Source organism: Caulobacter segnis (assembly GCF_019931575.1).
GTDB lineage: Bacteria > Pseudomonadota > Alphaproteobacteria > Caulobacterales > Caulobacteraceae > Caulobacter > Caulobacter segnis_C.
Map to the genome: position 1 here is coordinate 1,503,441 of NZ_CP082923.1, position 24,822 is coordinate 1,528,262.

A 24,822-nucleotide genomic window follows, 5' to 3' on the forward strand; every position below is an offset into this window, starting at 1 on the left:
CGCGTCTACTTCGGCTCGGTCGGTGTCGCCGCCGGCGGGGTCGGCGCGGTGGGATCGCCCGGCTGCGGCGCGGCGTCGGTCGGCGGGGTCACCGGCAGGCTGGGCGGGGCGGCGGTAGGCGCGGGGTTCACCGAGGTGTCGGTCGACATGCTTGGCGCCGGGGCGCTGGTCGCCGGATCGCTGGCCGTGGCCGGCGCGGTCGCGGCGGCGTCGGTCGTCATGCCGGTCGAGGCCGAGCCGGCCCACCAGTCCTTGCTGGCCCGCGCCTTGGGCGAGGCCTTCAGATAGGCGTTCAACTGGTCGTAGGGCACCGGCGCCTTGGGGCCGGCGACGGTGGGGGACTTCTTCTGGGCGGCGAGGGCCGAGCCGCCGGCGACCAGCATCGAGAGCGCCGCGGTCGCGGCGAGCGTCTTGGTCAACATGGAGGTTTCTCCGGGCCTGGAAAGCGCCGTTATGGCGCCGCAAGCAAAACCCCCGACGGCCTGGGTTGTTCACAGCTTGGCCATGCGAACGGAACCGTCGCGCGCCGGACCGGTTTTCGTGGCAGGCGTGATGTCGCCGCGCGAGGGCGTCACCACAGCGTGATCAGCCTTCCGCTGGCGGCGGACGGGCCCGCTGCTTAGCTCTGGATAAGCGCTCCGAGAGGAGTAGCTTGGTCTCGCAAAGTCGATTGTCCCGCCGGCCCGCGCGCCGGCCTCCATGGAGGACACGGATGCCGCAAACCACCGCCGCCGACAAACCGCGCGTACTGCTGTCGCACGAGATGCTCATGCCGCTGCAGCCGTTGTTGGAGAGCGCCTACGAGGTGCATCGGCTGTGGGACTATCCCGACCCCATGACCTTCCTGGAGGGGCCGGGGCGCCAGGTGCGGGCCATCGTCCACGCCGGCGAGATGGCGCTCAGCCGCGACATGCTGTCGGAGATGAACCAGCTGGGCCTGATCGCTTGTGTCAGCGTCGGCTATGACGGCGTCGACGTGCCCTGGTGCAAGGCGCACGGCATCGCCGTGACCCACTCCACCGGCCTGAACGCCTCGGACGTCGCCGACCACGCCGTGGGTCTGGTCCTGGCCGCCTGGCGCGGCATCGTCGAGGGCGATCACCGCCTGCGCTCGGGTCACTGGACCCATGCCGAGCGGATGGCCCCGCGCCACGGCCTGCGCGGCCGCAAGGTCGGGATCGTCGGCCTGGGTTATATCGGCGAGGCGGTGGCCACCCGCCTGCGGGCCTTCGAGATGAAGGTGGCGTGGTGGGGGCCGCGGCCCAAGGAGAGCGACTATCCCCGCGCCGACAGCCTGATGGCCCTGGCCCGCGACAGCGACGTGCTGGTCGTCTGCGCCCGGCCCGACGCGAGCAACCGGCACATGATCAACAAGGCCGTCATCGAGGCGGTCGGGCCGCAAGGTCTGATCGTCAACGTGGCGCGCGGCTCGCTGATCGACGAGGACGCCCTGATCGAGGCGCTGAAGACGGGAACCCTGGGCATGGCGGCCCTGGACGTCTTCGACCACGAGCCGACATCGCCCGCCCGCTGGGTGGGCGTGCCCCACACGGTGCTGACGCCGCACACGGCCGGGGCCACCCTGGACAGCATCCCGGCCATGGTCAGCCTCACCCTTGAGAACCTGCGCCGCTACTTCCACGGGGAACCGCTGGCCACGCCGGTCGCGGCCTAGGCGGGGAAGGGCGCGGCGAACGCCTCGGGCTCCAGCCGCAGGCCGTTGGCCAGCAGGCTGACGGTCCGATAGAAGCCGGTCAGCATCATCAGCTCGATCCGGGCTTTGTCGGAGAAGGCTTCGGTCAGGCGCGCCCACAGGCCGTCGTCGATGTCGGCGCGGGCGTGGACCGCGTCGCAGAAGGCGATCAGCAGCGCCTCGCGCGGGCTCCAGCAAGGCGCGATCCCCGGCGCGATGGTGGCCGCCAGCTGCTCGCCGTCGAGACCGGCGGGCCCCGCGAAGATCGCCGCGTGCACGCCCCACTCGTAGCCGCAGCCGTTCAGGGCGCAGGTGCGGTGGATGACGATCTCGCGCTCGCGCAGGCTCAGATGACCGGGATCCAGCAGGCCGCCGCCGGTGAAGCGGGAGAACAGGCGCTCGTCGCGGGCCAGGGTTCGGAACAGCGACAGCGGCTGCTCGCCGGGCGTCTTCAGCTGTTCGAGAGTGCGGGCGACAGCGGGCGCGTAGGGCTCAAGCGCGGGTTCGATCCTGGGCGACATGCGAAATCCTCCATGCTACAAAATTTGTATCATGCGAGATCGTGAAAGCGCTACAAAAAATGAAGCACCCCTTCCTGGGCGCGTCGTACGGGGTTCAGAGACCGGCCGGCCGATCATGGCGGCGCTGGACCTGCTGGGCCGCCGCGGGGCGCTCAGGGTCGTCTGGGAACTGCGCGAGGGCCGGATCCTGACCTTCCGCGCCCTGCAGGCGGCGGCCGAGCTGCCGCCCGGGACCCTCAACGCGCGCCTGGCCGAACTGCGCGCCGCCGACGTGGTCGCGGCGGAGGACGGTTACCGGCTCAGCCCGCGCGGAGCGGACTTGATCTCGGCGCTCTGGCCTCTGCTAAGGTGGTCGGAGGAATGGGCTGACGCGCTAGGAAGTTGAGCATGGCCAAGGTGCTGGGTCTGGGCGGGATTTTCTTCAAGGCCGAGGATCCGAAGGCGGTGCGCGACTGGTACGCGCGGGTGCTGGGGTTCGACGTTCACGACTGGGGCGGGGCGATGTTCAAGCAGCCGAAGAGCACGACCAACTGGTCGCCGTTCGCCGCCGACACCCAGTATTTCGCGCCGTCGTCCGCGCCGTTCATGATCAATTTCATTGTCGATGATATCGACGGGGTGCTGGCCAAGGCCGCCGCTGAGGGCGTGGAGCCTCTGGGCCAGCAGGACGAGGGCGGAATGGGCCGTTTCGCCTGGCTTCTGGATCCCGCCGGGGTCAAGATTGAGCTCTGGGAGCCCGCCAGGGGCGACCCCGAGGCATAATATCCTCTTGCCAAATCGGACATAAAGATATCTTTATGTCCTTATGAAGCTATCCGCCGAACAGGTCGTCGAGGTGCTGCGCGCCGCCGGCGAGTCCACGCGCCTGCGACTCCTGGCCCTGCTGGCGGCCGAGGAGCTGTCCGTGCTGGAGCTGTGCCGCATCCTCGACCAGAGCCAGCCGCGTGTGTCGCGGCACCTGAAGCTGCTGGCCGAGGCGGGGCTGGTCGAGCGCTTTCCCGACGGGGCCTGGGTGTTCTACCGCCTGGCCGCCAAGTCCTCGGGCCGGTTCCTGGTCGAGCAGGCCCTGGACCTGATCGACGACACCGACGAGATCGTGCGCGCCGACGCGGACAAGCTGGCGACCGTGCGGGCCGAGCGCTCGATGGACGCCCAGGCCTATTTCGCCCGCAACGCCGCGCGCTGGAACGAGATTCGCTCGCTCTATGTCGACGAGGCCGAGGTCGAGGCCGCCATCCTGCGCGCGACCGGGGAGGGCCCGTTCGACGAACTGGTCGACCTGGGCGCGGGCGCGGGCCGGATGCTGACCCTGCTGGGCAGGCGCGCCAGTAACGCCCTGGGCCTGGACCTCTCGCAGCAGATGCTGAACATCGCCCGCGACGAGGTGGCCAAGGCCGGTCTCGCGCAATGCGAGCTGCGCCACGGCGACATCTTCCGCACCGGCCTGCCGGGCGGCTGCGCCGATCTGGTGACCGTCCACCAGGTGCTGCACTACCTGTCCGATCCCGCCAACGCCGTGGCCGAGGCGGCGCGGCTGGTGACGCCGGGCGGCCTGCTGCTGATCGCCGACTTCGCGCCACACGATCATGAGTTCCTGCGCGAGGTGCATCAGCATCGGCGCCTGGGCTTCGACGACGTCGAGATCGTCACCTGGCTGCAGGCCGCCGGACTACAGCTGGAGAGCAACATCGCCCTGCCGCCGGCCACCGACGAGGGCCTGACCGTCAAGATCTGGACCGCGCGCCGCCCCGGTAGGGCCGCCGCCGAAAGGAACGCCGCATGACCCTTCCGCCCACCCGCCGCGTGATCGGTCCCGTCGCCCGCGCCGGCGAGCGCACCTATCGTCCGCGCGTGTCGTTCGAGTTCTTCCCGCCCAAGACGCCGGCCATGGAAGAGAGCCTGTGGCAGGCGATCACCCGCCTGGCCCCGCTGGATCCAGCGTTCGTCTCGGTGACCTACGGCGCCGGCGGCTCGACGCGGGAGCGCACGCACCGCACGGTCAAGCGCATCCTGGACGAGACCCGCCTCAAGCCCGCCGCCCACCTGACCTGCGTCGGCGCCAGCCGCGAGGAGGTCGACGAGGTGATCCGCGAGTACTGGGAGACGGGCGTTCGCCACATCGTCTCGCTGCGCGGCGATCCGCCGCCTGGCGAGGGCGGCATCGGCGGGGTCTATGTGCCGCGCGCCGACGGCTACGCCAACGCCACCGAGCTGACCAAGGCCATCCGCGGCGTGGCGCCGTTCGAGGTGCTGGTCGGGGTCTATCCCGAGAAGCACCCGGAAAGCCCCTCGCTGGAGCACGACATCGATGTGCTCAAGCAGAAGGTCGACGCCGGCGCGACCCTGGGCATCAGCCAGTTCTTCTTCGATCTGGACGCCTTCCTGCGCTACGTCGACAAGGTCCGCGCCGCCGGGATCACCATCCCGATCGTGCCGGGGATCATGCCGGTGACCAATTTCAACGGCCTGAAGAAGATGTCGGCCGCCTGCGGCACGGCGATCCCGTCGTGGCTGGCCAACCTGTTCGAGGGCCTGGACGACGACGCCGAGACCCGCCGCCTGATCGCCTGCTCGGTCGCCGCCGAGATGTGCGCCAAGCTGCAGGAGCAGGGCTTCGAGGACTTCCACTTCTACACCCTGAACCGGGCCGACCTCGTCTATGCCATCTGCCGCGTGCTGGGCGTGCGCGAGACCTCGCCGGCCCCGGCGGAGGCCGCCGCATGAAGCGCGTTCTGATCTCCCTGGCGTTCGCGCTGACGGCCGTCGCGTCGCCGGTCCTGGCCGACGACAACAGCAACTGGGTTAAGCCGATCAAGCCGTATCGCGTGGTCGGCAACATCTACTATGTCGGCTCCGAGGGCCTGTCGGCCTGGCTGATCACCTCGTCGGAAGGCCATATCGTCCTGGACGGCGGCCCGTCGGCGCAGGGCGGCAAGCTGATCGAGCGCAACATCCAGTCGCTGGGCTTCCAGCTGGCGGACGTGAAGGTGCTGATCAACACCCACGCCCACTACGACCACGCCGGCGGCCTGGCCCAGCTGAAGGCCGACATCCCGACCGCCAAGGTCTGGGCCTCGCGCGGCGACGAGCCGGCCCTGGAGGCGGGCCATCACATCGGCGGTAACAGCAACGGCCCGACCCCGTTCCCGGCGGTCAAGGTCGACAAGGCGTTCGGCGACGGCCAGAAGCTGAAGGTCGGCGAGACCACCCTGATCGCTCACCTGACCCCCGGCCACTCGATCGGCTGCACCAGCTGGACCACCCAGGTGACCGAGAAGGGCCGGCCGCTGAACGTCACCTTCAGCTGCTCGCTGTCAGTGGCCGGCAACCAGCTGGTCGGCAACAAGGAACATCGCAACATCGTCGCCGACTATCGCCAGAGCTTCGCCATGCTGCGGGCCTTGCCGACCGACGTGATGCTGCCCAGCCACGAGGAGCAGGGCGACCTCTTGGCCAAGCGCCAGAAGCTGCTGCGCGGCGATCCCAACGCCTTCGTCGATCCGACCGAACTGGCGCGTTTCGTCGATGCGCAGGAAGCCAAGTTCAACCAGGAGCTCGCGCGCCAGCAGGCCGCGAACCCGGGAGCCAAGTGATGACCGACCTCTCCATTCGGGCCAAACGCGTGGCCGCCCTCAAGGCCGCCGCCAAGCAGAAGATCCTGATCCTGGACGGCTCCTGGGGCGTGATGTTCCAGAAGAAGGGCCTGTCGGAGGCCGACTACCGGGCCGAGCGCTTCGCCGCCTACAACGGCCAGATGAAGGGCAACAATGACATCCTGTGCCTGACCCGGCCGGATCTGGTGGCCGAACTTCATGACGCCTATTTCTCGGCCGGCGCCGACATCTCCGAGACCAACACCTTCTCGGGCACCACCATCGCCCAGGCCGACTATCACCTGGGCGAGCAGGACGTCTGGGACATCAACTACGAGGGCGCGCGCATCGGCCGCTCGGTCGCCGATCGCTGGAACGCCGAGAACCCGGCCTCGCCCAAGTTCATCGCCGGCTCGATCGGGCCGCTGAACGTCATGCTGTCGATGTCGTCGGACGTGAATGATCCGGGCGCGCGCAAGGTGACCTTCGACCAGGTCTACGCGGCCTATCGCCAGCAGGTGGACGCGCTCTATCAGGGTGGGGTCGACCTCTTCCTGATCGAGACCATCACCGACACCCTGAACTGCAAGGCGGCCATCAAGGCCATTCTCGACTGGCGCGACGAGGGCCACGAGGACCTGCCGATCTGGATCAGCGGCACCATCACCGACCGCTCGGGCCGCACCCTGTCGGGCCAGACGGCCGAGGCGTTCTGGAACAGCGTCAAGCACGCCAAGCCGTTCGCGGTGGGCTTCAACTGCGCCCTGGGCGCTGATTTGATGCGCCCGCACATCGCCGAGATGGCCCGTATCGCCGACACCCTGGTCGCGGCCTACCCCAACGCCGGCCTGCCCAACGCCATGGGCCAGTACGACGAGCAGCCGCACGAGACCGGCCACGCCCTGCACGAATGGGCCAAGGACGGCCTGGTCAACATCCTGGGCGGCTGCTGCGGCACCACGCCGGACCACATCCGCCACGTGGCGGACGAAGTCCGCGGCGTGTCCCCTCGTCAGATCCCCGAGCGTCCCAAGGCCATGCGCCTGGCGGGCCTCGAACCGTTCGAATTGGCCTAAGCGATTATGAGACCCGTCTTCGTCAACATCGGTGAGCGCACCAACGTCACCGGCTCGGCCAAGTTCAAGAAGCTGATCGTCGAGGGGAACTATCCCGAGGCGCTGTCGGTCGCGCGCCAGCAGGTCGAGGCCGGCGCCCAGGTCATCGACGTCAACATGGACGAGGGCCTGCTGGACAGCCAGCAGGCCATGGTCACCTTCCTGAACCTGATGGCCGCCGAGCCGGACATCGCCCGCGTGCCGGTGATGATCGACAGCTCCAAGTGGGAGGTGATCGAGGCGGGCCTGAAGTGCGTTCAGGGCAAGGCGATCGTCAATTCGATCTCGATGAAGGAAGGCGAGGAGAAGTTCCTCGAACAGGCCAAGCTGTGCCTGCGCTACGGCGCGGCGGTGGTGGTCATGGCCTTCGACGAGGTCGGCCAGGCCGACACCGAGGCCCGCAAGGTCGAGATCTGCGAGCGGGCCTACAACATCCTGGTCGGCAAGGTCGGCTTCCCGCCCGAGGACATCATCTTCGACCCCAACATCTTCGCCGTGGCGACGGGGATCGAGGAGCACGACAACTACGCCGTCGACTTCATCGAGGCCACGCGGCGCATCAAGCAGATGCTGCCCTACGCGCGGGTGTCGGGCGGGGTGTCGAACGTCTCGTTCAGCTTCCGCGGCAACGAACCGGTGCGCCGGGCGATCCACTCGGTGTTCCTGTACCACGCCATCAACGCTGGCATGGACATGGGCATCGTCAACGCCGGCGACCTGCCGGTCTATGACGACATCGACCCCGTCCTGCGCGAGGCCGTCGAGGACGTGATCCTCAACCGTCCGCAGCGCGATCCGGTCCAGACCAACACCGAGCGCCTGGTCGACATGGCCCCGCGCTACAAGGGCGAGAAGGGCGCGGCCCAGCAGGTCAACCTGGCCTGGCGCGAGGGCACGGTGGGCGAGCGCATCACCCACGCCCTCGTCAACGGCGTCACCGAGTTCATCGAGGCCGACACCGAGGAGGCGCGTCTGGCCGCCGAGCGGCCGCTGCACGTGATCGAAGGCCCGCTGATGGACGGCATGAACGTCGTCGGCGACCTGTTCGGCGCGGGCAAGATGTTCCTGCCCCAGGTGGTCAAGTCCGCCCGCGTCATGAAGCAGGCCGTGGCCTGGCTGATGCCGTTCATGGAGGCCGAGAAGGAAGGCCAGGAGCGCAAGGCCGCTGGCAAGGTGCTGATGGCTACCGTCAAGGGCGACGTTCACGACATCGGCAAGAACATCGTCGGCGTCGTGCTGCAGTGTAACAATTACGAGGTCATCGACCTGGGCGTCATGGTTCCGGCCGACCGCATTCTCGACGAGGCCAAGAAGCACCAGGTCGACATGATCGGCCTGTCGGGCCTGATCACCCCCTCGCTGGACGAGATGGTTTTCGTAGCCGCCGAGATGGAGCGCCAGGGCTTCGACATCCCGCTGCTGATCGGCGGCGCCACCACCAGCCGCACCCACACGGCGGTGAAGATCGAGCCGGCCTACCGCCGGGGCCCGACCACCTATGTCGTCGACGCCAGCCGCGCCGTCGGCGTGGTCTCGGGCCTGCTGTCGGAAGGCGAGCGCGACCGGATCATCGCCGAGACCCGCGCCGAATACGTTAAGGTCCGCGAGCAGTACGCGCGCGGCCAGACGACCAAGGCCCGGACCTCGATCGGCGAGGCCCGCCAGCGCGCCTACGACATCGACTGGAGCGGCTATGTCCCGCCCAAGCCGTCCTTCATCGGCACGCGCGTGTTCGAACCGAGCCTGGCAGAGCTGGAGCCGTTCATCGACTGGTCGCCGTTCTTCGCCAGCTGGGAGCTGGTCGGCCGCTATCCGCAGATCCTGGAGGACGACGTCGTCGGCCAGGCCGCCACCGACCTCTATCGCGACGCCCGCGCCATGCTGGACAAGGTCATCGCCGAGACGTGGTTCGGAGCCAAGGGCGTGATCGGCTTCTGGCCGGCCCAGGCCCAGGGCGACGACATCGTGCTCTACACCGACGAGAGCCGCACGGCCGAATATTCGCGCTTCCACACCCTGCGCCAGCAGATGGACAAGGGGGCGGGCAAGACCAATGTCGCGCTCTCGGACTTCGTCGCGCCGGTCGGCGAGGGAGCGGATTATGTCGGCGGCTTCGCTGTCACCGCAGGCCATGGCGAGGACGAAATCGTCAAGACATTCAAGGACGCCGGCGACGACTACAGCGCCATCATGGCTTCGGCCCTGGCCGACCGCCTGGCCGAGGCCTTCGCCGAGTGGCTGCACTACAAGGCCCGTGTCGAGCTGTGGGGCTACGCCCCCGACGAGGCGGCCGACACCGAGGTCATGATCGCCGAGAAGTACCAGGGCATCCGCCCCGCGCCCGGCTATCCGGCCCAGCCCGACCACACCGAGAAGGGCACGCTGTTCAAGCTGCTGGACGCCGAGGCGGCCACCGGCCTGAAGCTGACCGAGAGCTACGCCATGACCCCCGGCGCGGCGGTCTCGGGCCTCTATTTCAGCCATCCGCGCGCCCACTATTTCGGGGTCGGCAAGATCGACGCCGACCAGGTCGAGGACTACGCCCGCCGCAAGGGCTGGGACCTGGCCACGGCCGAACGCTGGCTGTCGCCGATCCTCAACTACGATCCGGCGGCGAGGGCGCGCGACGCGGCCGCCTGAGGCGGAGCGCCAATACCCAAATCGCGTAGCGGCGTGCGGTAGAGCTTACGGAATAAGGATTTCCGCAACCCGTTCGGGGGAAGGATGCGCCATCTCAGGGGAGTGGGATGGACCGTAGGAACATCGAGCTGAAGATCTTTGGCCTGATCGCCGGCATGGCGGCGGGCATGATCCTGCTCGCGGGTTTCGCCCTGGCCGTCGCGGCCCGTCACGCAGACCTGCGTGAGCGCGAATACGAACAGACCCTGGTCGGCAACGGCCTGCGCCAGCGCGCCAAGGAAATCCAGGTCGCGCTCAATCCCTACATCATCTGGGACGAGGCGGTCATCAAGCTGGACAACCGGTACGACCCGGCCTGGGCCAGCCAGAACATCGGCCAGTCGGTCGGCGGCGCCCTCGGCAACGAGGTGGTGTTCGTGCTCGACGCCGACAACCAGCCCATCTACGGCCACGTGTCCGGCAAGGACGTCTCGCCGACCGCCTTCGCCCGCTATGGCGGCCGGGCCGTGCGGCTGATCGAGAAGGTCCGCGAGATCGAGGCCGATCCGAAAAGGGTGGCCGAGCTGCGCGCCGTGCATCGCAGCCGCGTCACCCTGATCGGCGACGACCCGATGTTGATCACCGTGTCGCTGGTCCGGCCGGACCTGAAGGCCAAGACGCGCGGACCCCGGGCGCCGCTGCTGGTCACCGGCGTGCCGGTCGCCAACAGCGTGGTGAAGGCGTTCTCGGACCGCTTCCTGCTGCACGACGCCCGCATCCAGGTGATCAAGGCCGCGCAGCTGGAGACGTCCGCCGCCCAGCGCGTGATCGGCAAGACCGCCGACGGCCGCCGCATCGTGATGCGCTGGACGCCCCGCAAGCCGGGCGAGGAACTGCTGCGATCGGCCTCGCCGATCCTGGGCGTGGCCCTGCTGGCCGCGGTGGTCGGCTCGGTCCTGCTGTTCCGGACCACCCGCCGCGCCGTCAAGAAGCTGCTGCTGAGCGAGGCCGAGGCCAAGCACCTGTCGCTGCACGACCCGCTGACCGGCCTGGCCAACCGCACCCTGTTCACCGACCGCCTGGTCCACGCCCACGCCCTGCTGCGTCGCAAGCCGGGCCTTCTGGGCGTGCTGTGCATCGACCTCGACCGGTTCAAGGAGGTCAACGACAGCTACGGCCACGACGCCGGCGACCAGCTGATCCGCGAGGTCGCCCGCCGACTGAAGACCATCTGCCGCGACACCGACACCATCTGCCGCCTGGGCGGCGACGAGTTCGCCATCATCCAGCCCGACACCACCCCGGCCGGAGCCGCCGCCCTGGCCCAGCGCGTGGTCGAGGGCCTGTCGGGAGAGGTCGACCTCTCCATCGGCCGCGCCGAGCTGTCGTGCTCGGTGGGCGTGGCGGTGGTCTCTGACGCCGAGCAGGGTCAGGCCGAGCTGCTGCGCCAGGCCGACGTCGCCCTGTACCGCGCCAAGGAAGGCGGCCGTGGTCGCTACTGCTTCTTCGAGCCCGAGATGGACGCGGCCCTGCGCTTGCGGAAGGGCCTGGAGCGCGACCTGCGCGCGGCGCTCGACAACGACGCCCTGAAGGTGGCCTACCAGCCGCTGACCGACGCCAGGGGACAGATCATCGGCGTCGAGGCCCTGGCCCGCTGGACCCATTCCGAGCGGGGTGAGATCGCGCCGGCCATCTTCATCCCGCTGGCCGAGTCCTGCGGCCTGATCGGCGCGGTCGGCTCGGCCGTGTTCCGCCGCGCCTGCTACGACAGCCTGCGCTGGTCGAGGCTGGAGGTGTCGGTCAACATCTCGGCGCTGCAGCTGTCGGATCCGGGCTTTGTCGACGACATGGTCGCCGTGCTGGCCGAGACCGGGGCCCGCGCCGACGTCTTCATGCTGGAGATCACTGAGACGGCGCTGCTCAAGGACAGCGACGGCGTCCACGAGGCGCTGCGCCGCCTCAAGCGCCTGGGCTTCCGCCTGGCCCTGGACGACTTCGGCACCGGTTACGCCAGCCTCGCCTATCTGCGCCGCCACCCGATCGACAAGCTGAAGATCGACCGCTCGTTCGTCTCCAGCCTGCCGGGCAACAGCGAGAGTCTGGCGGTCGCCAGCGCCATTATCAGCCTGGCCAAGTCGCTGGGCCTGAAGGCCACGGCCGAGGGGGTCGAGACCCAGGGTCAATTCGACGCCCTGATCAAGCTGGGCTGCGCCGAGTTCCAGGGCTTCCTGCTGGGCCGCCCGATGCCGGCCGACGCCATCGGCGACGTCATCGCCGGCGCGCGCGAGATGGCGCGCTAGCTTTCGCTAGCCAAACTCAAAACCCCACAGCATCCTCCCTCCCAACGATAAACGGGAGGGGACGATGGAACGGTCAGGCGTCAGCCGCCGGACCCTGGGCGCGCTCGTGCTCGGCGGGGCCTTGGGCGGCGCGGGCATGGGGCTTTCGGGATGCGAGGGTCCGGGCGAGACCGACCTGACGCCCAGGAGCCGCCAGTTTCCCAAGGACTTCATCTGGGGCGTGGCCAGCGCCGCCTTCCAGACCGAGGGTGCGCAGGATGCCGACGGGCGCGGGCCCAGCGTCTGGGACGTGTTCGAGAAGGTCCCAGGTCACGTCAAGGACGGCTCGGACGCGAGCGTCGCGACCGACAGCTACCGCCGCTTCCAGGATGACGTCGACCTGATCGCCGGGGCGGGGCTGGACGCCTACCGCTTCTCGATCAGCTGGTCGCGGATCCTGCCCAACGGCGAGGGCGCGGTGAACCCGGCGGGCCTGGACCACTATTCGCGGCTGGTCGACGCGCTGCTGGCCAAGGGGATCGCGCCGTACGCCACCCTGTTCCACTGGGACCTGCCCCAGGCTCTGCAGGAGAAGGGCGGCTGGGCGAACCGCGACACCGCTCTGCGTCTGGCCGACTACGCTCATGCGGTGGTCGATCGGCTGGGCGACCGGTTGAAGAACTATATCATCCTGAACGAGGCTGCCGTCCACGCCGTCGTCGGCCACGTGCTGGGCGAGCAGGCCCCGGGGCTGAAGAACGTCAACCTGCTGGGCAAGGTCGTCCACCACATGAACCTGGGCCAGGGGTTGGCGATTCAGGCGCTGCGGGCGGGGCGAGGGGACCTGAACATCGGCACCACCCTGGCGCTGCAGCCCTGCCGGCCGGCGGGCGGGCCCTGGGCGGTCTGGAACCGCCTGGCCTCGGACGGCCTTGACGCCCTCTGGAACAAGGCCTGGCTGGATCCGCTGCTGAAGGGGACCTACCCGAAGGCGATGGACGACTTCCTGAAGGGCGGCGTCGTCCAGGACGGCGACCTGGAGACCATCCGCCAGCCGGTCGATTTCCTGGGGGTGAACTACTACGCGCCGGTCTATGTCCGGCTGGACCTGGCTGCGCCCGGCAAGATCGCCATGGCCGCCCCGCCCAAGGGCGCGGAACTGGACGCCTTCGGCCGACACATCGACCCGTCGGGCCTCTACGAGATGCTGGACCGCGTCCGCCGCGAGTATGGCGCGCCCAAGACGCTGGTGACCGAGAACGGCTGCTCGGACCCGTTCGGGACCGGCCCCGCGATCCTGAACGACCAGTTCCGCATCACCTATCTGCGCCGCCACCTGGAGGCGGTGTTGGCCGCCCGCGAGGCCGGCTGCGACGTGCGCGGCTATTTCGAATGGACCCTGATCGACAATTTCGAATGGGACCTGGGCTACACATCCAAGTTCGGCCTGGTGGCGATGGACCGGACGACCGGCGCGCGCACGCCCAAGGCGTCGTACCAATGGTTCAAGGCGCTGGCGGCGAGCGGAGCGCTGCCATCCTCCCCCTAGCGGGGGAGGATTTGAGTACGCCTAGTCCGCCTTGCAGATCAGCACGTCGCGGCCGCCGCGCTTGGCGGGGACCAGCGTGCCCGCGCAGGGGACGGGATTGACCGGGTCGACGATCACCTCGTTGCCTCCGATCGGCGGCAGCTTCTTGGCCGGGGCAGGAGCGGCCGGCTTGGGCTGAGGCTTGGCGGTCTTGGCCGGAGTCGTCTTAGCGGGCTCGACCTTGGCGGGTTCAGGAGCCGCGACCGGTTCCGGCGTCGGTGCGGCCGGCGGCGCGGCCTCGGCGGCCGGCTGGGGCGCGGGCGTTTCCGGCTGAGGCGCTGGGGCCTGGTTCGTGGCCGAGGCGCTGTTGAAGTTCAGCGCCTTGCCCAGGATGGTCGACTTGGTCTCCAGGGTCTTGGCCCGCTTCTCGCAGTCGCCGGGCGGGCTCCAGCTCATCCACATCTGGGCCAGGCGCGCCTTGCTCACCGAGTCCGAGCCCTGCCAGATGGCCGCGCCGCGCTTGACCTGGGCGCCGCCGTATTCCGAGATCGGACGCGGGCTGGCTTTCTCGGCCGCGGTGATGGCCGAGGCGAAGGTCTTGAGGTCCTTCTGGGCCTGGGCGCGCATCTCGGGATAGGTCTTCAGCGAGGCGGCCACGCCGTCCGGACCTGGAAACGCCTTCTCGATCCGCGTCACCTCCGGCATCACCTTGTCGTAGAGATTGGCGTAGCCGCCCAGGGCGCCGTAGCACCAAGCGACATAGCCGTACTCGTCGGTCGGCGGCGCGTTCGGGCCTTGGGCGGCGGCTTGGCCGTCCTGGGCGAAGAGAGCGAGAGCGAGGAAGAGGGCGTTCGCCATGCGGGCGGAGGTCCTTTCGAATAACTGGGCGTACTGACTAGAGCATTTCTGTCTGGATTGGGACCTTAGCGTGGCCGATCCGGAGCGAAGCGGAGCCATAAACGAGCGAGCCGTCGAATGGCTCCACCTTAAGGGTCGGACCGTTCGCCGCATTGCCGTAAAGTCATGTGAACGATCATTCTCATTGTGCTAGAAGCACCGTGACGAGGTGATCCGCTTCGCCCCGTCATCCGTATTTCTGCCATTCGTCGCTGGTTTCGAGGCGCTCCATGACTTTCTGGCGCAACATCGCGAGCATCGCCGCCCGCCGTCTGGATCTGGCCGACTGCACCGAGTGCCCGGCCGGCCTGCCTGGCGAGGATCCGGCCTTCTCGACCGCGGTGACCGCCCTGGGGGCCAAGCTGGCCAAGGTCGACGGCCGCGCCGATGGGCATGAGTTCACCGCCTTTACCGAGGTGTTCCAGCCCGACCCGGCGTCCGAGCCGAACATCCACCGCTTCTACGAACTGGCCCGCCAGACCACCCACGGCTTCGAGAGCTACGCCAAGCGGCTGGCCAAGCGCTATTCCAGCTGCCCGCAGTTGCTGGAGGACGTGGTCGACGGCCTGTTCCACATCGCCAAGTCCGACGGGATCGTGACCCAGGACGAGCTGGACTATCTGGAGCGCGTGTCGGACCTGTTCGGCATGTCGCCGCTGGCCTTCCGTCGCCTGCGCGCCACTCACCTGGGCGTCGGGGCCGACGATCCCTACGCCATCCTGGAAGTGCCGGCCGACGCCGACGACGCCACCGTGCGCAGCGCCTGGAAATCGGCCCTGTCCAGCGCCCACCCCGACCGCGCCCGCGCCCGGGGTCTGCCCAGCGAGTTCATCGAGGTGGCCGAGGCCAAGGCGGCCGCCATCAACGCCGCCTTCTCGACGGTCATGCGCGAACGGCGGGAACTGGGTCTGGCCGCAGCAGGTTAAGCGAGACAATCTGTCTCGGCCGCGTCCCGTCCCTAAGGGCCGGAAAAGACTTTTCATCCGCGCCCGGCGGGTGTTCAGTTATCATTCAGCGCTTGTGAACCATCCTCACTGAACCATGAGCGCCGACGAAAGGATCACGATGAGCACGGTCGCTGCTTCGCCCCTGCGGAACCTGGCTTGGATCGCCGGCGCCCTGGCGACGTCGGCCGCGGTGGTGATCGGCGCGGTGCTCGCGGTGGTGTTCGCCGCCACCGTGGTGGTCGTCGGCTTCATCGGCAGCGCCCTGTTCGGCGTGGCGGCCTTCGCCCTGCGCGGCCGCAAGCCCGGCAAGCCACAGGCCGACGACGGCCTGATCGAGGCCCGCAACGTCGGCGGCCACTCGTGGGTCGCCTATGGCTGGAACGAGCGGCCTTAGGGCCAAACTCCGCCCATCCCCGCGAAAGCGGGGTTCCAAACTGACTTTGAATCGTCCCAACGCCGTTCATGCGTTCGGCGCCGCATGGATCCCCGCTTTCGCGGGGATGAGCGGTTAGGGGTTGCTCGCGGCGGCGCGCTATCCCATCCTCCCTTTCAAACAAACGTTGGGAGGCAAGCATGATCGGTGTCGTCGCGACCTTGAAGGTCCAGCCCGAGAAATCCGCGGACTTCGAGAAGGTGTTTCTCGACCTCCAGAACAAGGTGAAGGCCAACGAGCCGGGCTGCCTGATGTACCAGCTGACCCGGTCCAAGACCGAAGCCGGCGTCTACAAGGTTCTGGAGCTCTACGCCTCGACCGATGCGCTGAAGCACCATGGCGGCACGGACTATTTCAAGGCCGCCGGCGCGGCGATGGGGCCGACCATGGCCGCCGCGCCCGTCATCGAGTATCTCGACGCGGTGGAGTAGGGCGATGGATCTGGCCTTCTCGCCCGAGGACCTGGCCTTCCAGAAGGAGGTCCGCGACTGGATCGCGACCGCCTATGACGACGGCCTGAAGACGCAGCTCAGCCAGTCCAAGAATGGCTATCTCGACAAGGCCGGCCAGGTGGCCTGGCAGAAGAAGCTGGCCGATCGGGGCTGGGCCGCTCCGGACTGGCCAGTCGAGCTGGGCGGGGCGGGCTTTACGCCCTCGCAGCGCTACATCTTCAACATGGAGATGAGCCTGGCCGGCGTGCCGACCTCCTCACCGATGGGGCTGAAGATGGTCGCGCCGGTGATCATGGCGTTCGGCTCCGACGCGCAGAAGGCCCAGCATCTGCCGCCCATCCTGAAGTCCGACATCTGGTGGTGCCAGGGCTATTCGGAACCGGGGTCGGGCTCGGACCTCGCCAGCCTGCAGATGAAGGCGGTTCGAGATGGTGACGACTACGTCCTGAACGGCTCGAAGATCTGGACCACCCACGCCCAGTGGGCCGATTGGATGTTCTGCCTGGTCCGCACCTCCAGCGAGGGGCGGCCGCAGGAGGGGATCTCGTTCCTGCTGCTGCGCATGGACACGCCGGGGATCCAGATCAAGCCGCTGCCCACCCTGGACGGCCCGCCCGACAACGAGCAGGAGATCAACCAGGTCTTCTTCGACAATGTCCGCGTGCCCGTCGCCAACCGCATCGGCGAGGAGAACAAGGGCTGGACATACGCCAAGTACCTGCTCGAGTTCGAGCGCGGCAACGCCTATGCGCCGGGCCTGATGCACATGCTGAAGAAGGTCAAGCGCATCGCCGCCCTGGAGCGGGCCGACGACGGCGGGCGACTGATCGACGACGCGGCCTTCCGCGAGAAGATCGCCAATCTGGAGATCCAGGTTGCGGCGCTGAACGCCACGGAGCTGCGGATCTTCTCGGGCCGCACGACCGGCAAGGCGATCGGCCCGGCCTCGTCGATGCTCAAGTGCGTGGGCTCCGAGCACCAGCAGGCGATCACCGAGCTGACGCTGGAGGCGGTCGGAACCTACGCCGCGCCGTTCGTCCAGGATCCGTGGAGCCAGACCAACGAGGGGCGGGCTGGACCCGACTACGCCGCCCCGGCCGCGCCGGCCTATTTCAACTATCGCAAGGCCTCGATCTACGCGGGCTCGAACGAGATCCAGCGCAACATCATGGCCAAGATGGTGCTGGGGCTTTGAGGCGGGCGCCGCCCTAGTTTTTCTGTGTGGCGTCGGGTGCGAACAAGTGTTTGGATCGCGCGCAACCTATTCTGTTCCGGAACGCTCCATGTCCCTCGACGCCCTGTTCAAGCCCTTCGAGTTCAAGTCGCTGAAGCTGCCCAATCGGGTGGTCATGGCGCCGATGACGCGGTCGTTCTCGCCGGGCGGCGTGGCCACCGACGACGTCGCCGCCTACTACCGCCGCCGGGCGGAGGGGCAGGTGGGCCTGATCGTCACCGAGGGCACCGGCGTGGCGCGTCCCGCCTCGCTGAACGACGCCAACGTGCCGCGCTTCCACGGCGACAAGGAGCTGGCCGCCTGGAAGAAGGTGGTCGACGAGGTCCACGCCGCCGGCGGCTTGATCGCCCCGCAGCTGTGGCACGTCGGTTCGGCCCAGGGGAAGGACAAGCTGGGCAAGGTCGACAGCCCCTCGGGCATCTCCAAGGCGGGCGGTGATCCCTTCACCACGCCGATGACCGACTCGGACGTGGCCGACACCATCGCCGCCTTCGCCACGGCCGCCGCCGACGCCAAGCGCCTGGGCTTCGACGCCATCGAGCTGCACGGCGCCCACGGCTACTTGATCGACCAGTTCTTCTGGAACGGCACCAATGTCCGCGATGATCATCTGAATGGCCCGACCATCGCCGAGCGCAGCAAGTTCGCCGCCGAGATCCTCAAGGCCGTGCGGGCCGCCGTCGGCCCGGACTACCCGGTGATCATCCGCCTGTCGCAGTGGAAGCAGCAGGACTTTTCGGTCAAGAACGCCGAGACCCCGCAGCTTTTGGAGGCCTGGCTGCAGCCGCTGGCCGACGCTGGCGCCGACATCTTCCACTGCTCGCAACGCCGCTTTTGGGAGCCCGAGTTCGAGGGATCCGACCTCAACTTCGCCGGCTGGGCCAAGAAGCTGACCGGCGCCCCGACCATCACGGTCGGCTCGGTGGGCCTATCGGGCGAGTTCATCGCCGCGTTCGGCGGCGAGGGCAGCCAGCCCGCCTCGATCGACGGCCTGCTGGAACGCCTGGAGCGCGGCGAGTTCGACCTGGTCGGCGTCGGCCGGGCCCTGCTGCAGGACCCCGAGTGGGTCGTGAAGATCCGCGAGGGGCGCAACGACGAACTGAAGAACTTCGAACGCGCGGCGCTCGGGACGCTGTATTAGGCGGTGATGAAAATCCTCCCCCGCATCGCGGGGGAGAATCTTGGTCAAGCGATCGTCGTGACCAGGCCGCCCTCGGCCTTCAGCGACGCGCCGTTGGTGGCCGCCGACAGGGGGCTGGCGACATAGGCGACCAGGCTGGCGATTTCCTGGGGCTCGATCATCCGCTGCAGCAGCGACGACGAGCGGTGCTTGGCGAAGAACTCGGCCTCGTGCTCGGCCGTCGTGCCCTCGGGATTGCTCGACACGCTCTTGAGGAAGTCGGCGATGGCCTCGGCGCGGGTCGGGCCGGGAAGGACCGAGTTGACCGTGACGCCGGTGCCCTTGGTCTGCTGGGCCATGCCGCGCGCGACCGCCAACTGGGCGCTCTTGGTCATGCCGTAGTGGACCATCTCGCCGGGGATCGCCAGGCCGGACTCCGACGAGATGAAGATCACCCGGCCCCAGTTGCGTTCCAGCATGCCGGGGAAGTAGCCGCGCGACAGGCGCACGCCGCTCATCACATTGACCTCGAACAGGTGCAGCCAGTCCTCGTCGGGGATGTCGGCGAAGGCCTTCATCTCGTAGATGCCCAGGTTGTTGACCAGGATGTCGACGTTGGGGACGGCCTTGAGGATCGCCGCCGCGCCCTCGGCGGTCGCCGCGTCGGCCAGCACGCCCTCGACCTTGCCGCCGATACTGGCGACGGCCTTGTCCAGCTTGCCCTGGCTGCGGCCGGTGACGAACACCTTGGCGCCCTCTGCGGCGAGGGTGCGCGCGATCTCCAGGCCGATCCCGGCCGTCGCGCCGGTCACCAGCGCGGTCTTGTCGTTCAGTTTCAGGTCCATCGCTGGGCTCCATTGTTTGACGGAGCTTCAGATGGGGCCCCGGCGCCGCCAGACTACGCCGCCGCCAGGACCAGCTCTTGTGAATTCAAGTCATCCTAGGCGTTGAAGTTCAGCTTCAGCCCCGGGCGCGGCCAGCGGGTCTTGTAGAGCTTGCCGGTGCCCGAGGCCGTGATCCAGGCGTCGCGCATGTCGGCCCCGCCGAAGCAGATGTTGGTCACGATCACGTCCGGGAAGGCGTAGTGCTCGGTCGAACCGTCCGGGTCGAAGGCGGTGATGCCGCCGTTGATGATCGTCGCCACGCAGACCTTGCCGCCGGCCTCGACCGCCAGGCTGTCCAGCAGCTGGTAGCCCGGCAGGTTGCAGACCACGTTTCCCGGCTGCAGCGGCGCGGGGTCGGCCAGGACGCCGGGCGCGGTCACGTCGAACGACCACAGTCGCCCCAGCATGGTGTCGGCCATGTAGACCGTCTTCTCGTCGGGCGAGAGGCCCACGCCGTTGGGCGAGACGAAGTGGTCGCGCCAGCGGACGATCTTCGAGCCGTCGGGCAGGGCATAGTAAAGAGCGCCGTACTTCTTGCCGTCGGGCGTCGAGCAGCCGTGGTCGGTGAACCAGAAGCCGCCCTGCTTGTCGAAGACCAGGTCGTTGGGCCCGACCAGTTTCTTGCCGTCGCACTCGGTGTAGAGCGTCGTGACCGCGCCAGTCGCGAGATCCACGCGCTGGATCGAACCCCCCTCGTGTGTCGGCGGGGTAGGACCGGGGATGTTCAGTCCGTTGGCCTCGAAGAAGGCGAAGCTGCCGCCGTTGTTGGTGACATAGATCGCACCGTCCGGGCCGATCGCCGCGCCGTTCGGGCCGCCGCCCGTCTGGGCCACCGTCTCCTTGCGGCCGTCGGGCCAGATCCGGGTCAGGCGCTGGCCCTGGATCTCGGTGAGGATCACCGAACCGTCGGCCATAGCGATCGGACCCTCGGGGAATTGCAGACCGTCAGTGACCAGTTGGATGTCCATGATGCGTCTCCTCCGCGCCTCTGGTGGGCGTTGGCGAAGACTATAAACGCCCGTTTGAACCTGGCGAGGGTTCCGTTCGGCGAACCGTGTCGCGCGAGCCACAGCAACCGGCGCGCGTGCGAGAACGGTGTTCGCGGGCCTTGTCGCGAGTCGGGGATCGTGGGATCAGCCCGCCTCCACCTGAGCTCCAGGAGCCGATCCGCCGCATGACTCTCGCCGCCGCCCAGACCAACGCACCGCCGAAGGCGGGTTGGCGCGCGCCGTCGAAGTCGCGTTGCCGCCGATCCGCCGCCCGCACCCCGCGCACCTACCGCTAGCCGCGGCCGCTCCGGCCGCCGCCGGAGCTCTTCGATGACCGTCCAGTCTCTCGCGAGTTCGACCCTGGTCGCCTCGCCCCTGCTGCGCCTGATCGCGCCGCCCTATGCCGAGGTGCTGGCCGCCCTGTGGCCCGCGCCGCACGCGCCGTTCGTCACCGCGACGGCGGCGCGACGCCACCTGATCTGCCTGATGCTGGCCGCTGAACCGTTGGGCGGTCCGCCGATCGACGTCACACGACTGATGGACCTGCCGATGCGTAAGGCCATCCGCCTGGCCCTGGAGGACGTCGCTCCCGACGGTCTGCGCCGAGCGCTGGAGCATCTGGGCGAGATCGCCTGGGCGCCCGAGGACTATCGCGCCCTGGTCCATCTGCTGGCCGACCCGGCGCCGGCCAAGACCCTGCGCCACGCCGAGGCGATCACGCCCGATCTCGTGCGCGCCCTGGCGGCGTTGCCCGCGGACCTGCGCGAGGTCGGCGGCGTGGCCCTGCGCGTCACCCCGGCCCAGGCTGCGCTGCTGGCCGAGGCCCACGCGGTGCTGGCCAGGCGGCTGACGCCCGATCTGTTGGCCCAGCGCGTGGCGGCCTGGGGCCATGTCCCGACGCCCAAGGCGCTGTTCAGCCTGGTCGCCGACGACTTCCGCCGCGAACTGCCGCCGCCGCCCCATCCGGGCACCGAGCGTCTGCGGCCGCTGGAGACCGCTGCCGCCATCCGCGATGCGGCCCGCCGCTACCGCAACTGCCTGGCCAACTATGTCGACTACGCCGTCGACCGGCAGAGCGCGATCTACGAGTGGCTGCCCGCGCCGGGCGCCGTCGTCGAGCTGACGCCCGATGCGTTCTTTGGTTGGCGGCTGGACCAGGCGCGGCTGGAGAACAACAAGTCCGTCGACGAGGCTACTCGCGAGGCGATCGTCGCTGAACTGCGCGGCATGGGCGTCCATGTCGGCCGCAGCGCCTGGCAGATCCGCCGGGCCCTGGAGCGCGCGGCTTCGCCGAAGTTCGAACTGGAGACCGTGGACGCGGCCATCGCCGACTACTTCACGGACGACTAGGCCTTGCGCCCGCCACGTTTTCGCGGTGAGCGTGGGCCAAAGTACCGATAGGGGATTCTAGTGATGCGGAGATCAATGGCGGCGATCGCGGCGGTAGGCCTGATGACCACAGGCTGCGCGGCCTTGCCCTCTGCTCCGTGGTCCAAACCCGCGGCCATGCCGACGCGGCCCAGCTGCCCGGCGATGAAGACCGAGACCTGGAAGCCGGTCGTCGACGGCGCGGTCCACAAGACCTTCGATCGCGATCTTCAGAAGCGGTTCGGCGACACGGCGGTCCATACGCGGATCGCCTGGAGCAAGAACGACAAGGGCGACACCGTGATCACCGCCCTGCGCATCGGTCCGGCCAAGTACGCCATGCCCGAGCCCGGCAAGGGCGGCGAGGTCGAGGTCGTGTTCAAGCCCTGCACGGGCAAGCACCTGAAGACGCGCAAGCTGGCCAATCTGGAGAAGCAGCCCAAGCTGGTGTCGGGTGGAGGCGTTTCGACTCCCGAACAGCGTCCATCCCCGCGAAAGCGCGGACTGAAATGGCCTTGGAAATCGTAGGGGCGCGGCGCTAGCGCCGCACTCAGCGGCGCTCCAACACCCGGAATACGAAGGCGTGGTCGTCGCCTTCGCCGGCGGGGTGCTCCTCGCGGCGGACCTCGGTCCAGGCGCTCTCGTCGAAGTCGGGGAAGCGGACGTCGCCCTCGACCTCGGCGGCGACCTCGGTCAGGTACAGGCGCTTGGCTTTCGGCAAGGCCAGCTCGAACAGGGCGCGGCCGCCGATCACGCAGACCTCCTCGACGCCGTCGTCGGCCGCCTGTTCCTTGGCGATCTCGACGGCCTCCATCCAGGTCTCGCAGGCCAGCGCGCCCTGCGGTTCGAAGCTCTGGTCGCGAGACAGGACAATGTTGGTGCGGCCGGGCAGGGGCTTGCGAGGCAAGCTGTCCCAGGTCTTGCGGCCCATGATGATCGGCTTGCCCAGGGTGCAGGCCTTGAAGATCGCCAGATCGGACTTCAGCCGCCAGGGAAGATCGTTGTCCCGACCGATCACGCCGTTGGCGGCGCGGGCGACGGGGCCGACGGTGAGGATGGGAGCGCTCATGCGTCCTGATTAGCGGGCCGTCCGCGCCGGCGCCAGACGTCGTGGCTTGATCGAAACCTTATCAGTGATCACTCTCGTCCGGGAAGAGAAACCTGGGAGGGCGTGATGTCGACCACGGCGTTCGAGATGCACATGGCCCGCACGGGCGGCGCCGAGGTCCTGAAGGGGCGCGAGGTCAGCTTGCCGCCGCCGGGGCCGGGCGAGGCGCGGGTGGCGATCGAGGCCGCAGGCGTCGCCTTCGCCGACATCGTCATGCGCACAGGATTCTATCCTGGCGTGAAGGCCCCGGCGACGCCGGGCTACGACTTCGTGGGTCGGATCGAGGCGCTGGGACCGGGCGTCGAGGGCTTCGCGGTCGGCCAGCGCGTGGCGGCCCTGACCGTGACCGGCTCCTACGCCACGCGCCGCAACATCGAGGCCCGCTTCCTGGTCGCCGCCCCCGAGGACGCGCCGGCCGAGGTCCTGGTCGCGGGCGTGCTGAACGGACTGACGGCGTGGCAGATGTTTCACCGTGTCGCCGGTTCGGTGGCGGGCGAGTGGGTGCTGGTGCACGGCGCGGCCGGCGGCGTCGGCGGCCTCCTGCTGGAGCTGGCGCGGCTGGCCGGCGTCAAGGCGATCGGGACCGCCTCGGCGGGCAAGCGCGCCGAGGTCGAGGCCAAGGGCGGCGTCCATGTCGACTACCGCGCCGAACCGGTGGCCGAGCGGGCGATCGCCTTGTCGGGCGGCGGGGTGGTGGCGGCCTTCGACCATGTCGGCGGTCCGCACCTGAAGAAGGCGTCGCTGGCCGCCCTGCGCGCGGGCGGGACGGCGGTGCTCTACGGCGGCTATGACGCCACCCGGGGCGGCAAGGCGCGGCCCGACGCCATGCTGAAGATGCTGCTGGCCGACCGGCTCTCGGCCCTGGGCCTGTTCAGCGGCAGCCGGGGCGTGGTGGGCTATAACGTGACGTCGTGGCGCGATGCGCGGCCCGAGGCCTACCGCCAGGACCTGACCAAGGTGCTGGGCCTGATCGGCGAGGGCGTCATCCAGCCGAGGGTCGCCAAGGTGCTGCCGCTCTCGGAGGCGGGCGAGGCGCAGGCGCTGCTGCAGTCGGCCAAGCTGGCCGGGAAGATCGTGCTGAGGCCCTAGACCGAGACCTCGGCCTTGATGTGCGGGTGGGCCTGGTAGCCCTCCAGCGTGAAGTCCTCGTAGTCGAAGCCGAACAGGTCGCGCTTGTCGGCGATCTTCATGGTCGGGAAGTCGAACGGCTCGCGCTTCAGCTGCTCGCGGGCTTGGTCGAGGTGGTTCAGATAGAGGTGCGCGTCGCCGAAGGTGTGGACGAACTCGCCCGGCTCCAGCCCGACGACCTTGGCGACCATCAGGGTCAAAAGGGCGTAGGACGCGATGTTGAACGGCACGCCCAGGAAGACGTCGGCGCTACGCTGGTAGAGCTGGCAGCTCAGCTTGCCGTCCGCGACGAAGAACTGGAACAGGCAGTGGCACGGCGGCAGGGCCATATCGTCGACATCAGCCGGATTCCAGGCCGTGACGATGTGGCGGCGGCTGCTCGGATTGGTCTTCAGGTTCTCGACCAGGGCCGAGATCTGGTCGATCACCCGGCCATCGGGCGTCGCCCACGAGCGCCACTGCTTGCCGTAGACGGGGCCGAGGTCGCCGTTCTCGTCGGCCCACTCGTCCCAGATGCGCACGCCATTGTCCTTGAGATAGGCGATGTTGGTGTCGCCCTTCAGGAACCACAGCAGCTCGATGATGATCGAGCGCAGGTGCAGCTTCTTGGTGGTCAGGACCGGGAAGCCCTTGGCCAGATCGAAACGGATCTGCCGGCCGAACACGCCCAGCGTGCCGGTGCCCGTGCGGTCGCCGCGCTGGACGCCGTTCGCCAGGATGTCGGCGAGAAGGGCCAGATACTGCCGCTCGGGATGATCGGCGGCGGCTTTCGGGGCGTCGAGGACGGCGGTGGTCATGGGGGCAATGTGGGGGCGAATCACGCCCTTGAACACTGCGGCGCCCGGAGGAGTCCACAAGCTGGCGCCAACTATCCTCCCCTTTGGGGGAGGGGGACCGCCGAACGGCGGTGGAGG

General features: G+C 68.7%; 24 protein-coding genes and 2 pseudogenes. 18 read left to right on the forward strand and 8 right to left on the reverse strand.

Translation table 11 applies throughout. The features are described 5' to 3' along the window. Nucleotides 1-5: 5 nt before the first annotated feature. Nucleotides 6-422: a hypothetical protein gene (locus K8940_RS06895; RefSeq protein WP_223394077.1), complete on the reverse strand. Its 417-nt coding sequence runs from the start codon at nucleotides 420-422 to the stop codon at nucleotides 6-8. A gap of 290 nt (nucleotides 423-712) precedes the next feature. On the opposite strand from K8940_RS06895, the gene K8940_RS06900 reads away from it, so the two are divergent. Further along, nucleotides 713-1,675, forward strand: coding sequence for a 2-hydroxyacid dehydrogenase (locus K8940_RS06900; RefSeq protein WP_223394079.1), 963 nt, complete (start codon nucleotides 713-715; stop codon nucleotides 1,673-1,675). On the opposite strand, the pseudogene K8940_RS06905 reads toward K8940_RS06900, so the two are convergent. Further along, nucleotides 1,672-1,913: pseudogene (locus tag K8940_RS06905) on the reverse strand (hypothetical protein); the annotation flags it as partial. The gene K8940_RS06900 and the pseudogene K8940_RS06905 sit on opposite strands and share 4 nt — an antisense overlap. A 13-nt stretch (nucleotides 1,914-1,926) precedes the next feature. After that, a pseudogene (locus K8940_RS06910) lies at nucleotides 1,927-2,214 on the reverse strand (carboxymuconolactone decarboxylase family protein); the annotation flags it as partial. Between the two features lie 115 nt (nucleotides 2,215-2,329). Here K8940_RS06910 and K8940_RS06915 point away from each other — a divergent pair. From K8940_RS06915 to K8940_RS06955, 9 genes are all read left to right on the forward strand, one after another. Then, a complete protein-coding gene (locus K8940_RS06915; protein WP_223394081.1) occupies nucleotides 2,330-2,599 on the forward strand; it encodes a winged helix-turn-helix transcriptional regulator in 270 nt (89 codons plus the stop codon). A 2-nt stretch (nucleotides 2,600-2,601) separates the two neighbouring features. Continuing rightward, entirely contained in the window at nucleotides 2,602-2,976 is a 375-nt protein-coding gene (locus K8940_RS06920; RefSeq protein WP_223394083.1) for a VOC family protein, read from the forward strand. Nucleotides 2,977-3,019: 43 nt separating this feature from the next. Beyond that, a complete protein-coding gene (locus tag K8940_RS06925) occupies nucleotides 3,020-3,997 on the forward strand; it encodes an ArsR/SmtB family transcription factor (RefSeq protein WP_223394085.1) in 978 nt (325 codons plus the stop codon). Next, complete coding sequence (metF, locus tag K8940_RS06930; protein WP_223394087.1) at nucleotides 3,994-4,938, forward strand: methylenetetrahydrofolate reductase [NAD(P)H]; 945 nt, start codon at nucleotides 3,994-3,996, stop codon at nucleotides 4,936-4,938. Before K8940_RS06925 ends, metF begins: the two co-directional genes overlap by 4 nt. Then, nucleotides 4,935-5,807 carry a CAU/MBL1b family subclass B3 metallo-beta-lactamase gene (gene blaCAU, locus K8940_RS06935; protein ID WP_223394090.1) on the forward strand — a complete coding sequence of 291 codons (873 nt, stop codon included), beginning with the start codon at nucleotides 4,935-4,937 and terminating at the stop codon, nucleotides 5,805-5,807. Before metF ends, blaCAU begins: the two co-directional genes overlap by 4 nt. After that, complete coding sequence (locus K8940_RS06940; RefSeq protein WP_223394092.1) at nucleotides 5,807-6,883, forward strand: homocysteine S-methyltransferase family protein; 1,077 nt, start codon at nucleotides 5,807-5,809, stop codon at nucleotides 6,881-6,883. Before blaCAU ends, K8940_RS06940 begins: the two co-directional genes overlap by 1 nt. Nucleotides 6,884-6,889: 6 nt before the next feature. Next, entirely contained in the window at nucleotides 6,890-9,562 is a 2,673-nt protein-coding gene (gene metH, locus K8940_RS06945; protein ID WP_223394094.1) for a methionine synthase, read from the forward strand. A 107-nt stretch (nucleotides 9,563-9,669) separates the two neighbouring features. Continuing rightward, nucleotides 9,670-11,841: a putative bifunctional diguanylate cyclase/phosphodiesterase gene (locus tag K8940_RS06950; protein WP_223394096.1), complete on the forward strand. Its 2,172-nt coding sequence runs from the start codon at nucleotides 9,670-9,672 to the stop codon at nucleotides 11,839-11,841. 64 nt (nucleotides 11,842-11,905) lie between these two features. Then, nucleotides 11,906-13,369 (forward strand): GH1 family beta-glucosidase, encoded by a 1,464-nt coding sequence (locus K8940_RS06955; protein ID WP_223394098.1) that lies wholly within the window; start codon nucleotides 11,906-11,908, stop codon nucleotides 13,367-13,369. Nucleotides 13,370-13,390: 21 nt separating this feature from the next. Here K8940_RS06955 and K8940_RS06960 read toward each other — a convergent pair whose 3' ends face one another. Beyond that, nucleotides 13,391-14,206 (reverse strand): hypothetical protein, encoded by an 816-nt coding sequence (locus K8940_RS06960; protein ID WP_223394100.1) that lies wholly within the window; start codon nucleotides 14,204-14,206, stop codon nucleotides 13,391-13,393. A 269-nt stretch (nucleotides 14,207-14,475) separates the two neighbouring features. Here K8940_RS06960 and K8940_RS06965 point away from each other — a divergent pair, with 269 nt between their 5' ends. The 5 genes from K8940_RS06965 to K8940_RS06985 all read left to right on the forward strand — a co-directional run bounded on the left by K8940_RS06965 (nucleotide 14,476) and on the right by K8940_RS06985 (nucleotide 18,452). Beyond that, nucleotides 14,476-15,171 carry a J domain-containing protein gene (locus tag K8940_RS06965; protein WP_223394102.1) on the forward strand — a complete coding sequence of 232 codons (696 nt, stop codon included), beginning with the start codon at nucleotides 14,476-14,478 and terminating at the stop codon, nucleotides 15,169-15,171. A 115-nt stretch (nucleotides 15,172-15,286) separates the two neighbouring features. Next, nucleotides 15,287-15,586, forward strand: a complete 300-nt coding sequence (locus K8940_RS06970; protein WP_223394104.1) for a hypothetical protein — start codon at nucleotides 15,287-15,289, stop codon at nucleotides 15,584-15,586. 179 nt (nucleotides 15,587-15,765) lie between these two features. Next, nucleotides 15,766-16,056, forward strand: coding sequence for a putative quinol monooxygenase (locus K8940_RS06975; protein ID WP_223394106.1), 291 nt, complete (start codon nucleotides 15,766-15,768; stop codon nucleotides 16,054-16,056). A gap of 4 nt (nucleotides 16,057-16,060) precedes the next feature. Further along, entirely contained in the window at nucleotides 16,061-17,272 is a 1,212-nt protein-coding gene (locus K8940_RS06980) for an acyl-CoA dehydrogenase family protein (RefSeq protein ID WP_223394108.1), read from the forward strand. A gap of 88 nt (nucleotides 17,273-17,360) precedes the next feature. Then, nucleotides 17,361-18,452, forward strand: a complete 1,092-nt coding sequence (locus K8940_RS06985) for an NADH:flavin oxidoreductase (protein WP_223394110.1) — start codon at nucleotides 17,361-17,363, stop codon at nucleotides 18,450-18,452. Between the two features lie 44 nt (nucleotides 18,453-18,496). Here the strand turns inward: K8940_RS06985 and K8940_RS06990 are convergent, their stop codons facing one another. Continuing rightward, nucleotides 18,497-19,276: an SDR family NAD(P)-dependent oxidoreductase gene (locus K8940_RS06990; protein ID WP_223394112.1), complete on the reverse strand. Its 780-nt coding sequence runs from the start codon at nucleotides 19,274-19,276 to the stop codon at nucleotides 18,497-18,499. A 95-nt stretch (nucleotides 19,277-19,371) separates the two neighbouring features. Beyond that, nucleotides 19,372-20,283 carry an SMP-30/gluconolactonase/LRE family protein gene (locus K8940_RS06995; RefSeq protein ID WP_223394114.1) on the reverse strand — a complete coding sequence of 304 codons (912 nt, stop codon included), beginning with the start codon at nucleotides 20,281-20,283 and terminating at the stop codon, nucleotides 19,372-19,374. Nucleotides 20,284-20,634: 351 nt separating this feature from the next. Here K8940_RS06995 and K8940_RS07000 point away from each other — a divergent pair, with 351 nt between their 5' ends. Both K8940_RS07000 and K8940_RS07005 read left to right on the forward strand, forming a co-directional pair. Then, nucleotides 20,635-21,654, forward strand: a complete 1,020-nt coding sequence (locus tag K8940_RS07000) for a hypothetical protein (protein WP_223394116.1) — start codon at nucleotides 20,635-20,637, stop codon at nucleotides 21,652-21,654. Nucleotides 21,655-21,717: 63 nt separating this feature from the next. After that, nucleotides 21,718-22,200 (forward strand): hypothetical protein, encoded by a 483-nt coding sequence (locus K8940_RS07005; protein WP_223394118.1) that lies wholly within the window; start codon nucleotides 21,718-21,720, stop codon nucleotides 22,198-22,200. Between the two features lie 22 nt (nucleotides 22,201-22,222). Here K8940_RS07005 and K8940_RS07010 read toward each other — a convergent pair whose 3' ends face one another. Continuing rightward, nucleotides 22,223-22,741, reverse strand: coding sequence for a dihydrofolate reductase (locus K8940_RS07010; RefSeq protein WP_223394120.1), 519 nt, complete (start codon nucleotides 22,739-22,741; stop codon nucleotides 22,223-22,225). Nucleotides 22,742-22,846: 105 nt separating this feature from the next. Here K8940_RS07010 and K8940_RS07015 point away from each other — a divergent pair, with 105 nt between their 5' ends. Continuing rightward, nucleotides 22,847-23,869, forward strand: coding sequence for a medium chain dehydrogenase/reductase family protein (locus K8940_RS07015; protein ID WP_223394122.1), 1,023 nt, complete (start codon nucleotides 22,847-22,849; stop codon nucleotides 23,867-23,869). Here the strand turns inward: K8940_RS07015 and K8940_RS07020 are convergent. Next, the gene (locus tag K8940_RS07020; protein ID WP_223394124.1) at nucleotides 23,866-24,705 is read right to left on the reverse strand and encodes a thymidylate synthase; all 840 of its coding nucleotides are present in this window, start codon (nucleotides 24,703-24,705) and stop codon (nucleotides 23,866-23,868) included. The genes K8940_RS07015 and K8940_RS07020 overlap by 4 nt on opposite strands. Between the last annotated feature and the right edge of the window lie 117 nt (nucleotides 24,706-24,822).

Coding starts and splice junctions, on each gene's coding strand:
- metH (WP_223394094.1), top strand. CDS start 6,890: ATGAGACCCGTCTTCGTCAACATCGGTGAGCGCACCAACGTCACCGGC.
- K8940_RS06950 (WP_223394096.1), top strand. CDS start 9,670: ATGGACCGTAGGAACATCGAGCTGAAGATCTTTGGCCTGATCGCCGGC.
- K8940_RS06975 (WP_223394106.1), top strand. CDS start 15,766: ATGATCGGTGTCGTCGCGACCTTGAAGGTCCAGCCCGAGAAATCCGCG.
- K8940_RS06915 (WP_223394081.1), top strand. CDS start 2,330: ATGGCGGCGCTGGACCTGCTGGGCCGCCGCGGGGCGCTCAGGGTCGTC.
- K8940_RS07020 (WP_223394124.1), bottom strand. CDS start 24,705: ATGACCACCGCCGTCCTCGACGCCCCGAAAGCCGCCGCCGATCATCCC.
- K8940_RS06970 (WP_223394104.1), top strand. CDS start 15,287: ATGAGCGCCGACGAAAGGATCACGATGAGCACGGTCGCTGCTTCGCCC.
- K8940_RS06895 (WP_223394077.1), bottom strand. CDS start 422: ATGTTGACCAAGACGCTCGCCGCGACCGCGGCGCTCTCGATGCTGGTC.
- K8940_RS06995 (WP_223394114.1), bottom strand. CDS start 20,283: ATGGACATCCAACTGGTCACTGACGGTCTGCAATTCCCCGAGGGTCCG.
- K8940_RS06900 (WP_223394079.1), top strand. CDS start 713: ATGCCGCAAACCACCGCCGCCGACAAACCGCGCGTACTGCTGTCGCAC.
- blaCAU (WP_223394090.1), top strand. CDS start 4,935: ATGAAGCGCGTTCTGATCTCCCTGGCGTTCGCGCTGACGGCCGTCGCG.
- metF (WP_223394087.1), top strand. CDS start 3,994: ATGACCCTTCCGCCCACCCGCCGCGTGATCGGTCCCGTCGCCCGCGCC.
- K8940_RS06960 (WP_223394100.1), bottom strand. CDS start 14,206: ATGGCGAACGCCCTCTTCCTCGCTCTCGCTCTCTTCGCCCAGGACGGC.
- K8940_RS06985 (WP_223394110.1), top strand. CDS start 17,361: ATGTCCCTCGACGCCCTGTTCAAGCCCTTCGAGTTCAAGTCGCTGAAG.
- K8940_RS06980 (WP_223394108.1), top strand. CDS start 16,061: ATGGATCTGGCCTTCTCGCCCGAGGACCTGGCCTTCCAGAAGGAGGTC.
- K8940_RS06920 (WP_223394083.1), top strand. CDS start 2,602: ATGGCCAAGGTGCTGGGTCTGGGCGGGATTTTCTTCAAGGCCGAGGAT.
- K8940_RS06990 (WP_223394112.1), bottom strand. CDS start 19,276: ATGGACCTGAAACTGAACGACAAGACCGCGCTGGTGACCGGCGCGACG.
- K8940_RS06955 (WP_223394098.1), top strand. CDS start 11,906: ATGGAACGGTCAGGCGTCAGCCGCCGGACCCTGGGCGCGCTCGTGCTC.
- K8940_RS07000 (WP_223394116.1), top strand. CDS start 20,635: ATGACCGTCCAGTCTCTCGCGAGTTCGACCCTGGTCGCCTCGCCCCTG.
- K8940_RS06940 (WP_223394092.1), top strand. CDS start 5,807: ATGACCGACCTCTCCATTCGGGCCAAACGCGTGGCCGCCCTCAAGGCC.
- K8940_RS07010 (WP_223394120.1), bottom strand. CDS start 22,741: ATGAGCGCTCCCATCCTCACCGTCGGCCCCGTCGCCCGCGCCGCCAAC.
- K8940_RS06965 (WP_223394102.1), top strand. CDS start 14,476: ATGACTTTCTGGCGCAACATCGCGAGCATCGCCGCCCGCCGTCTGGAT.
- K8940_RS07015 (WP_223394122.1), top strand. CDS start 22,847: ATGTCGACCACGGCGTTCGAGATGCACATGGCCCGCACGGGCGGCGCC.
- K8940_RS06925 (WP_223394085.1), top strand. CDS start 3,020: ATGAAGCTATCCGCCGAACAGGTCGTCGAGGTGCTGCGCGCCGCCGGC.
- K8940_RS07005 (WP_223394118.1), top strand. CDS start 21,718: ATGCGGAGATCAATGGCGGCGATCGCGGCGGTAGGCCTGATGACCACA.